Origin of the sequence: Trueperella sp. HMSC08B05 (assembly GCF_001808405.1) — a bacterium.
Lineage (GTDB): Bacteria > Actinomycetota > Actinomycetes > Actinomycetales > Actinomycetaceae > Trueperella > Trueperella bernardiae.
Genome location: NZ_KV793232.1, coordinates 35,828 through 45,332 on the forward strand (window position 1 = coordinate 35,828; position 9,505 = coordinate 45,332).

At 66.2% G+C, this 9,505-nt stretch carries 11 protein-coding genes and 1 tRNA gene; 5 read left to right on the forward strand and 7 right to left on the reverse strand.

The window, feature by feature from the left end; all coding sequences use genetic code 11:
* Positions 1-14: 14 nt before the first annotated feature.
* The 5 genes from HMPREF3167_RS02580 to HMPREF3167_RS02600 all read right to left on the reverse strand — a co-directional run bounded on the left by HMPREF3167_RS02580 (position 15) and on the right by HMPREF3167_RS02600 (position 3,253).
* Positions 15-857 carry a hypothetical protein gene (locus HMPREF3167_RS02580; RefSeq protein ID WP_070445352.1) on the reverse strand — a complete coding sequence of 281 codons (843 nt, stop codon included), beginning with the start codon at positions 855-857 and terminating at the stop codon, positions 15-17.
* Complete coding sequence (locus HMPREF3167_RS02585; protein ID WP_148132371.1) at positions 854-1,468, reverse strand: DUF6318 family protein; 615 nt, start codon at positions 1,466-1,468, stop codon at positions 854-856. The genes HMPREF3167_RS02580 and HMPREF3167_RS02585 overlap by 4 nt, the downstream gene beginning before the upstream one ends.
* Positions 1,469-1,595: 127 nt before the next feature.
* Positions 1,596-1,672 (reverse strand) — tRNA-Ile (locus HMPREF3167_RS02590).
* Positions 1,673-1,746: 74 nt separating this feature from the next.
* Positions 1,747-2,649: a 4Fe-4S dicluster domain-containing protein gene (locus HMPREF3167_RS02595; protein ID WP_148132372.1), complete on the reverse strand. Its 903-nt coding sequence runs from the start codon at positions 2,647-2,649 to the stop codon at positions 1,747-1,749.
* Positions 2,642-3,253 (reverse strand): TorD/DmsD family molecular chaperone, encoded by a 612-nt coding sequence (locus HMPREF3167_RS02600; RefSeq protein ID WP_070445359.1) that lies wholly within the window; start codon positions 3,251-3,253, stop codon positions 2,642-2,644. The genes HMPREF3167_RS02595 and HMPREF3167_RS02600 overlap by 8 nt, the downstream gene beginning before the upstream one ends.
* 97 nt (positions 3,254-3,350) lie before the next feature.
* On the opposite strand from HMPREF3167_RS02600, the gene HMPREF3167_RS02605 reads away from it, so the two are divergent.
* The 4 genes from HMPREF3167_RS02605 to HMPREF3167_RS02620 are packed head-to-tail and all read left to right on the forward strand — an operon-like array spanning position 3,351 to position 5,140.
* A complete protein-coding gene (locus HMPREF3167_RS02605) occupies positions 3,351-3,662 on the forward strand; it encodes a twin-arginine translocase TatA/TatE family subunit (protein ID WP_068538379.1) in 312 nt (103 codons plus the stop codon).
* 47 nt (positions 3,663-3,709) lie between these two features.
* Positions 3,710-4,117: a Sec-independent protein translocase subunit TatA gene (gene tatA, locus HMPREF3167_RS10165; protein WP_068538380.1), complete on the forward strand. Its 408-nt coding sequence runs from the start codon at positions 3,710-3,712 to the stop codon at positions 4,115-4,117.
* 32 nt (positions 4,118-4,149) lie between these two features.
* A complete protein-coding gene (gene tatC, locus HMPREF3167_RS02615) occupies positions 4,150-4,887 on the forward strand; it encodes a twin-arginine translocase subunit TatC (protein WP_062612223.1) in 738 nt (245 codons plus the stop codon).
* On the forward strand, positions 4,880-5,140 hold the full coding sequence (locus HMPREF3167_RS02620) for a DUF6457 domain-containing protein (RefSeq protein ID WP_062612221.1): 261 nt from the start codon (positions 4,880-4,882) through the stop codon (positions 5,138-5,140). Before tatC ends, HMPREF3167_RS02620 begins: the two co-directional genes overlap by 8 nt.
* Positions 5,141-5,144: 4 nt before the next feature.
* Here HMPREF3167_RS02620 and dnaG read toward each other — a convergent pair whose 3' ends face one another.
* Together dnaG and HMPREF3167_RS02630 are read right to left on the reverse strand one after the other, a co-directional pair.
* On the reverse strand, positions 5,145-7,079 hold the full coding sequence (gene dnaG, locus HMPREF3167_RS02625) for a DNA primase (protein WP_062612219.1): 1,935 nt from the start codon (positions 7,077-7,079) through the stop codon (positions 5,145-5,147).
* Between the two features lie 89 nt (positions 7,080-7,168).
* Positions 7,169-8,413 carry a deoxyguanosinetriphosphate triphosphohydrolase gene (locus HMPREF3167_RS02630; protein WP_070445361.1) on the reverse strand — a complete coding sequence of 415 codons (1,245 nt, stop codon included), beginning with the start codon at positions 8,411-8,413 and terminating at the stop codon, positions 7,169-7,171.
* A gap of 35 nt (positions 8,414-8,448) precedes the next feature.
* Here HMPREF3167_RS02630 and HMPREF3167_RS02635 point away from each other — a divergent pair, with 35 nt between their 5' ends.
* Positions 8,449-9,489, forward strand: coding sequence for a hypothetical protein (locus HMPREF3167_RS02635; RefSeq protein WP_145989839.1), 1,041 nt, complete (start codon positions 8,449-8,451; stop codon positions 9,487-9,489).
* Positions 9,490-9,505: the final 16 nt, after the last annotated feature.

Sequence of the window (9,505 nt, forward strand, 5' to 3'; positions counted from 1 at the left end):
GAGAGACGCCGCGGCTAGCGATTCGCCGTGAGCACCGCCTCTGCCTCCACGGCCGTGAGCGGCTCGGAGGTCACGGCGGTGAGCGCCTGGCCGGGAACCGGGTACCATCCCGGCGAGCCCGCCACGCGGATCAGCACCTCCCACCCCACGCGCACGCTCGGCGTATACGCGCCCGGCTGGGTGTAGGTGTAGGTGACGCCGCCGTCCGGGTACGTCCCGCCCGGGTCGGAGGTCACGAAGCTGGACTCATCGCCCGGCAGCCACTCATACGACGACGGCGTGAACGCCAGCTCCACCTGCGTGCCCAGCACGGTCACCGACGTCGTGTAGTGCGCCGCCGACGAGGCAAAGTAAACCGGCTTGTTGATGACCACCTGGCCCGACGCCGGCTGCAAGGACATAACGCCGCCATCGATAATCGTCTGCGCGTTGGCCTGAATGTAATAGCCCAGGTCAGCCACGGTCATCTGCGGGGCCGGCGCCGCCGCATCAGACTCCCCCGCCTCGCCCGGCTCCTTCGGCGTGCGATACAGGCAGTACTCCGCCAGGGGGCCCGACATCCGCCCCGACTCAAAGTACGACGCCCCCGTATTCGACCAGTATCCCTGGTCGCACATCTCGTCCACCGTTAGCGCCTGCAGCTTGCTCGTGTCACCGCCGGAGCCGTGCCCGACGCCGGTGGCCGGCACGCCCGACTGTCCGCCGTTAGACCCAACGGTTCCATCCCATCGCGTGTTCGAGGCATCGATATTGATCGCCCCACCACCAGCGTCAATACCCCAGTCAACTGTGGTGCCGTCGGGTGTAACGACGCCGGTTAGCAGGATCGATGCCAGTGCCAAGACGTTCACGTTCACGGCAATTGCTCCTCACCGAAGTAAGAAGAACCAATGATGTCGAAGGAACGAACGAGCAGTGAATCGCCTTCCGCCTTAAGGCCAATTACTAACGTATTCTGGCCCGGATCGACCTTTTTGGCTTCGTCATCCGTGTAGTAAGTGATTTCACCACGTTCAATCAGGAAGTCAATCCTGAAGTCGATATCCCCAGTGGAATAGAAACGTTCAGAGTTCAGGATCCCAAAGTGGACGTCAGACCATGCCCCAATTTCGTTATCTTTCTCGGCATTAGCCTGAACCTTGGCACAGTAGTCGCATTCTGGATGAGCATACTTCTGCCAGTTAGTCGTGTCCCCCGTAGCTACAACGTACTGATAAAGCTCGAAGTAATACTTCGCAAGAACGTATGCATTTTCTATGTCGACGCCGGTCAACTCCGGCTCCGCCGGTGCCTCCATCGCCGGGCGCGGCGGGATCGTGTAGGTGCTAGAGGGCTCGGCGGTGGCAGTGCCAGTGGAGGTGCCAGTGGAAGTTGTTTCGGCCGGCGCCGTCTCCTTGGTGGTACACCCGGCCAGCCCGCTGGCCAGCACGGCGGCAGTCATAGCCATCGCAAAAATTCGCTTCTTCATGAAGCCAACTTATCCCCGGGGCCGACGGCCGTGCTTTCGTTATCCACAGGCAGACGTGGGTACCGGGCATACCCGGCTCGACGCCGCGCTTCGCCTTGCATGCCACGACGACGTCCGCCCGGCACACTGGTGCCCCCACCAGGACTTGAACCCGGGACCAAAGAATTATGAGTTCCCTGCTCTAACCATCTGAGCTATGGGGGCTTGCCCCGTAAGTGTACCAGCGGCCACCGCCAAAATGACATTTCCGCCGGTCACCCCGGCACCGGCGACTCCGGCTATGCAGGCCCGAGCCTCCCCGCCTGCTCGGGAGCCGCCTGCCCGGGAACCGCATGACCCGGCGGCATCATCGAGCCGAAGGGGTTCGCCGCTCGATAGGCGCACACTTGGCACAGCTCGCCTTCCTCGGCCGGGTGGGCGGCCCCGCACCGGGCGCAGCGTGCGCTGGCTACTGCGGCGAGCCGGCGTTCGGGTTCGTCGAGCAGGTCGCCGAGCCGCATCGGGCCCTGCACCCACACGGCGCGCACCGGGCACAGGCTCACGCACTGCTGCTCACCCCGGCACAGTTCGGAGTGCTGCCACAGCTCGGATCCACCCGCGCGGTGGCGCAGTTCGAGGGCGCCCGTGGGGCACGCCTGCACGCACACGCCACACGCCGTGCATCCGGTCACCCCCAGCCGCACGCCGCCCAGCTGTGCCTGGAGTCCTTCTCCCCTGCCGATCTGCCCGCGTTCGGTGAGTAGCTCGATCGCGGCGAGTGTGCGCGTGGTGTCGTCTGCCTTGAGGGGGATCGGTTGGGCGTCGCGCAGGCCGAGGCCCAGCAGCACGCGCCGCGGCATCGCGATCTTCCCAAGGTGCAAAGGTTCGGGTCCGGGCCAGATCGCCCGCTTGACCTCTGCCTCGCCCACGAGCCCCGGTGTCAGCGACTGCCACCTCGCCACTTGCGCGCCCACGCCCGCCGGGTCGACCGGGCAGGGCAGTACGCTGACCTTCGCAATCCCCAGCGCCAGCAACTGGGCCGGCACTCCAATTGAGGAATCCTTCAGGCACCCGTCCCACACCACCAGCTGGCGGCCCCGCCCCAGCTTGGGCGCCACCGTGTGCTCGCACACCACCACGACCTCCTTGGGCAGGTCGTGGGCGTGCAGCCAACGCAGCAACGCGCCGACGTTGTCAGCCATCGGCACCCGTCAGCTCCTCCACGCCGGCCAGAGCGGCGCGGGTCAGGGCGACGACGCCGCGGTACGTCGCGGTCGTCGCCTGTGCCTCGAGCTCCTCGAGGAGCTCGGGAACAAACCTGTCGAGGTGCTCGCCGCGGAACCGACGAATTTCCGCGTCCTTCTCGCGATCGGCCGAGCCGATCACGAGGTGGGCGAGGAAGGCCAGTTCCACGGCCACGTGGTCACGCGGATAGCTCTCGGTCTTCTGCGAGGCATACCCCGCCGCACGGTACTGCTCGGCAAGCTCCTGCACGAGCGGCAGCGGGTCCTCGCCCGTGAACTCCGACTCCGCCATCCGCAAAGAACCCGACGGCCCAATCAGCGAGTTGAACTCGGCGTTGAGCACGTAGACGCTCTCGCCGGCCTGCCCTATCTCAGCCAGCGCCACTAGCGATTGCGGGTCGCGAAGTGGCCACGTCTGCGCCATCGCTGGGTCCGAAAACCGGCCCACCACGTCGTGATTCGGCGCCTCCACATAGAAGCGCGCTAACGAATACAAGGCTGTTGCGAGCTGCACCGAACGCATCTTGCGCTCTGGTAGCGAGTCCTGCCACGGCGTCGTCATCCTACCTCCTGATGTTACTGGCTCACTCTACAACGACGCCGTCCCCCGCGCCCACGCCGACCCGGACAATCGCCGAACGAGACGATAGGATCGGGGCATGGAGTTTTTCGGGATCTCTGGAGGGGAGTTCCTCATCATCCTCGTGGTGGCCGTGATCGTGCTCGGGCCCGAGGCGATCATCAGCGCCCTGCGCGGCCTGCGCAAAGCCATCGACGCGGCCAAGGGCTTCTCGGCGCGGGTGCGCGAGGAGACCTCGGCGGACCTAAAGTCGGCGGGGCTATCCGACCTTGACCTGTCCGCCTTCGACATGCGCGACCTCGACCCTCGCCAGATGATCCGCGAAGCCGTCCACGAAGAAATGCAAGCGTGGATGCAGCAAACCAACTCGCTCAATCAGAAAAAGAACTAAAGACCATTCGCTACACTGGTGTCCCTGGTCATCGGAAAGGAAGCTCTATGAAGCCGACCCACATCCTCATCCTCGTCATCGTCTTGCTCATCATTTTCGGAACCGCGAAGCTGCCTGACATCGCGCGCTCGCTCGGCCAGTCGGCCAAGGTGATGAAGAAGGAACTGCGCGAGCTGCAAGACGACGAGCCGAAGCAGATCCCGCCGCAGGGCCAGCCCTACCAGCAGCCCTACCAGGGCCAGCAACCGTATCAGGGCCAGCAGTACCAGCAGCCCGGCCAGCCGCCCTACCCCCAGCCTGGTCAGGCACCGCAGCCCGGCCAGGCACCGCAGCAGGACGGTTACGCGCCCGGCGAGCAGATCCCGGGCCAGGCGCTACCCCAGCAGCCCTACCCGCAGAACCCGCCCTTCCCCACGGGCCTTGAGGGCCAGGCGGATAGCCAGCAAAATCAGTGAGCGCCCGTAGACGCAAGAATCCCGAAGGGATCATGCCGATCCGCGAACACCTGCGCGAGCTGCGCAAACGGCTCATGTGGGCACTGCTCGGCATCGGGATCGGTTCGATTGCCGGCTGGTACCTGTACGGGCCGGTCATGGACTACATCACGGCGCCGCTCGCCGAAATCACGAAGCAGCAGGCCCTGCTCAACTTCGACACGATCGGCGCGGCCTTTGACCTGAAGCTGAAGGTGTCGATCTGGATTGGCACGATCATCACGAGCCCGTGGTGGGTCTACCAGATCTTCGCCTTCATTTCCCCCGGCCTCAAGCGCCGCGAGAAGATCCACGTGCTCGCCTTCGGGTTCGCGGGCGTCATCCTGTTCGCCGCGGGCGTCGTCTCCGGCATGCGGATGGCGCCCCTTGCGGTGGATATCCTCACCAGCTTCAACCCCGAAAACTCCGCCAGTCTGCTCCGGGCCACCACGTACGTGACGTTCTACATGCGTCTGGTCATGGCCTTCGGCCTGTCCTTCCTGGCACCGGAGGTGCTGGTGGCGCTCAACTTTCTTGGAATCCTCGGGTGGAAGCCGATGCTACGGCACTGGCGCTGGGCCGTGGTGCTCTGCTTTGTCTTCGCCGCGATCGCCAACCCGCTACCCTCCCCCTGGCCGATGACAATCCAGGCGTTCGTGCTCATCGGGCTCTACCTCCTGGCCGTCCTCGTCTCCTTTATCCATGACAAGCACCGCGAGAAGAAAACGAAAGAAAGGATCAGTCATGACTGATGAAGCAACCAAGATGGCGATCATGGGCAAGTGGCTCGACGCCGTCGCCACCGAGGTCGACGCCGACCCCGCCCTCATCAACACCCACCGCGACGAGCTGCTCGACCTGGTGAGCACGATCGCGCACGGCCCCTCCCGCCCCGGCGCGCCGATGACCCTGTTCCTGCTCGGCATGCGTGCCGGCCAGGGCGCCGACGTCAGCGAGCTTGTGGCCAAGGTCGAGGCCCTCGCCAAGAACTACGAGGAGCGCTAACCGCCTAGGTGTCGGTTTCGTCGAAGGCCCGCCTCTGATTCTCCAGTTCGATCAGGCGCGCGAACAGCACGTCCTGATCGGGGGAATCGGGGGCGGTTCTGCGCATCTGGCCGCGCACCTCCGCGATCTGCCGCGTAATGCCCTGCCGGATGAGCGACATCATGATCCCTCGCACGTACGGCCACTGATCCCCCGCCTCGGGTAGCGGTTCCACGGACAGCTGGGTGACCGCCTGGGCGACGACGCCGTCCGCGTGCTCCATCACCTGGTCCACGTACCACGCGGCCGCCCGCTCCTCGGGTGCCGCATCGCCCTGCTCGCGTAGCTGGGCTAGGCGTTCGTCGTAGATAAAGACGCCGCCTGCCGCCCGGATCGCGTCGTGAACCGCCTGGTGGGTGGGGACGGTGAAAGTGCGCGCGGGGAGCTCCTGGGCGTTGGCTGCGCGGGCGAGCCCGGGCAGTTGCAGCATGACCTCGAGGGCCTGGCGCTCGATCCGCTCGAGCGGGTCGCGGATCCGGTGGCGCGGGGGGAGCGCGCTCGGCATCGGCGGGAGCACCTCCTCGTATTCGGGCACCGGCGCATGCGGCGCAGAACGCACACCCTGAGCTACGATCCGCTCGTCCATCCCCAGGTAGCCGGCGAGCTCCCGCACGTACTCCGCACGCAACACCCTGTCCCGGATCGAGGCGACCACGGGCGCGGTAGTGCGCAGTCCGGCCGTGCGGCCCTCGGCGGTATTGAGCGGCAGGCCGGCAAGTAGCGAGCGCAACACGAAGGCGAAGAGCGGCTCGCGCGCGTCGATCATGTACCGCAGGGCTTCGTCCCCGTAGGCAAGGCGGTAATCGCACGGGTCGAGCCCGTTCGGGGAGACGGCCACGAAGGTTTGCGCACCGAAGCTCTGGTCTTCGTGGAAGGCGCGTAGCGCCGCTTTCTGGCCCGCCTCGTCGCCGTCGAAGGTGAAGATGACCTCCCCACCGAACGCCCGGCCCGAGGACAGGATGACGCCCGCGGCCGGATTCGCCGAGTCCCCCAGCAACCGGCGCACGATCTTCACGTGCTCCTCGCCAAAGGCCGTGCCGCATGTGGCCACAGCGTGCGGAACGCCGGCGAGGTGGGCGGCCATGACGTCCGTATACCCCTCGACCACCACGATCCGCCGGTCCTTCGCAACGTCCTTCTTCGCCAGGTCCAGCCCGTAGAGCACCTGGGACTTCTTGTAGATCATCGTTTCGGGGGTGTTGAGGTACTTGGGCCCCTCCTCGTCCCCCAGCTTGCGGGCGCCGAACCCGATTGGCTCGCCCGTGATCGAGTGGATCGGCCACATCACCCGGTTGCGGAAGCGGTCGTAGTGCCCGCGGCTTCCAGCCGTGACCAGTCCCGACGCCGCGATCTCCTTTTCCGTAAAGCCCTTGCGACGCAGCTCGGACAGCATCGCGTCCCACGAATTGGGCGAGTAGCCCACGCGGAAGTACGCGATCGCCTCCGCGTCAAAGCCGCGCCCCTCGAGCAGCTCGCGCGCCTGCGCGCCCTCGGGCGTGTGGAGCTGCTTGACATAGAAGTCCTCGGCCACGCGGTGGGCGTCGATGAGCCGGGCCCGCGTCACGTCGCGCGGACCGCGCTGAACCGGTGCGCCCTCCTCATATTGCAGGGCCACCCCAAACTTCTCCGCGAGGTGCTCGACAGCCTCCACAAACGAAATGTGTTCGATCTTCTCGATGAACGAGATCGCGTCCCCGCCCTCGCCGCACCCGAAGCAGTGCCAACGGCCCACGTGCGGGCGCACGTTAAACGAGGGCGTCTTTTCGTCATGGAACGGGCACAGCCCCTTCATCGAGCCCACCCCGGCGCTCTTGAGCGTCACATACTGGCCGACCACGTCCTCGATGCGCGCGCGATAGCGCACCTCATCGATACTCTCCCGTTTGATCAGCCCAGCCACGCCCCCATCTTAGCGGCAAGCGACCGCCCCTGCGCGCCCGAGTGCCCCGGCTCGCGGGTTTCGCCCCCGCGAGCGCGCCCGGTGGATAACTAATTCCTCAGCATCCCGCAGAACCGGGCGTGCCACAGGCGGGCCGACTGGTCGGTGAGGGAGGCAATCTGGTCGACGACCACCCGCAGCTTCGCGTCCTCCCCCGCCGCCTCGCACCACTGGTCGAGGAACTGCCGCTCGAGGCGCTCCTGCGGATTTTCCGTGATCGCGTCCACGAGGTCCATGAGCAAGGTGCGCTGCTCGTAGTAGACCGGTTCGAACTCGCGCGGGGCCATGACGTAGTGGACGGCCAGGCCCTTGAGGAACGTGATCTCGGCCAGGGTCTCGCGCGGCACGGTGAGGCCCGCAGCGTGGCGGTAGATCGGCTCCCCGCCGCTCGCCTCCAGGCTCACGCTACACACAGCCGACACGAAGCGCCCGATCAAATCCGAGGTAAGATCCTTGAGGCGGGCCAGGTCGCGTAGCGTGCCCTCGTAGCTCGCGGGCCAGGATTTCATGGCAAACAAGCGTTGGGAGGCGGCCACCAGCTCGTCAGCCGGAATCGCCGTGCCGTACCACAGGGTGGTTGCGGCGACGACGTCGTCGACCTGCCGCGTCCGGTCCGCCTGCAACGCCGAAGGGTCGAGCTTACCGCGCACGATCGCATCCTCGATGTCGTGGACGGAGTAGGCGATGTCGTCGGACAGGTCCATCATCTGCGCCTCGGCACACCGGCCCTCCTCGCCCCCGCGCACCCACGCGAACACGGGCTCGTCGTCGGCGTAGTAGCCGAACTTGGGGCTCAGGCTCCCAGCGGGCCCGCCGAAGAGCGGCCAGGGGTACTTGATCGTGGCGTCGATCGTGGCGCGCGTGAGGTTAAGGCCGGCCGGGCGGTCGTCGTCGTGAAAACGCTTCGGCTCGAGCCGCGTAATGACGCGCAAGGTCTGGGCGTTGCCCTCGAAACCGCCGATGCCGGCGCAGATGTCGTTGAGCGTGTGCTCGCCGTTGTGGCCGAAGGGCGGGTGGCCGATGTCGTGGCACAGGCAGGCGGCCTCCACCAGGTCCTGGTCCGCGCCGAGGTTCTTCGCCAGGCTCCGCCCCACCTGGGCCACCTCGAGAGAATGGGTGAGGCGGGTGCGGATGAAGTCGTCTGACTCAGGGCCGAGCACCTGGGTCTTCGCACCCAGCCGCCGCAGCGCCGAGGAATGCAGCACCCGGGCCCGATCGCGCTCGAAGTCGGTGCGGGACGGATTCTTCGAGGGTTCGTGCGCCCAGCGCTGGGTATCGATAGAAGAATAACTCACGCCCTCACCTTACCCGCTGTGGCACAATGGAACACGTGATTGCATCCAACCAGGGTTCTCCAACGGCCTCGCCGCTGTACCGCGCGCCGCGCGTTCCCGGCCCCTGGGCGCGACATCACCTGTGGTACCAGGCCACCCCTCAGGAAGTCCACACCACCAACGTCGCCCTCGGGCTCATCTCCGAATGCGCGCGCTTCGGCATGAACGTCATGTCCCTGCCCGCCCTGATTGCCGACGCCGAACCGGACTACATCGAGAAGGTCACCCGCGCAGCCTCGCGGCGGGGTGTCCGCCTCTTGCCGCACGTCGGCGCCGACGTCGTCGCCCGCGCCCCCGCACTCGCCGCGGAACGCTATGCCATCCTTAACCAATGGTTCGACCACGGCGCCTACGGCGTAGAACTCGGCACGATCGACCTCACCGACCCCGAAGAGCTCACCGACTCCGGCGCGCACATCCACGCCGGCTGGGACACCCGCGAACTCCTCGCCTACGTCGAATCCCACCAGGACGCGATCGTGTCCGCCAACGTGCGCTCCACCTCCTTTGCCGAGGCCAGCACCCACGCCCTCGAAGACTTCTTCGACGTGGTGCGCTTCCAGATCGCCACCCCACACGCCTTCACCCCGGACACCTTCCCCGGCGAGGTCGCCAACATCCTGCAATTCTTCGAAATCGCCGGCGCAATCCCCTCCTGGAACTGCTCCTTCGACGCGCTCGAAAACCGCGCCGGAAACCTGAGCGAGGGCGCGATCCTCCTCGCCTCGTGCTTCTTCCCCGGCTTCCTCCACTTCGAGCAGAACATCCCGGGCCGCTCGCCGTCAGTGCGCCACGCGCTGCGCCTGCGCAACTCGCTCTCGCTCCATCACTCCTCGATCCTCATCTCCACCGACAAGGCGGCCGACGGCTTCATCTGGCTCGTCACCGACAAGGTGAGCATGCTACTCAACTTCGGCCCCTACCCCTACCTGGTGCCCAACGACGGCCGAGTGCTCGTCTCCTCCCTCATCGAACTCCCCGAGGAGGGCACCAACCTTGTGATCCCACCCGGGGAAGCCGCCTGGCTGCGGCGCTAGGGTTGCCCCCGAATTG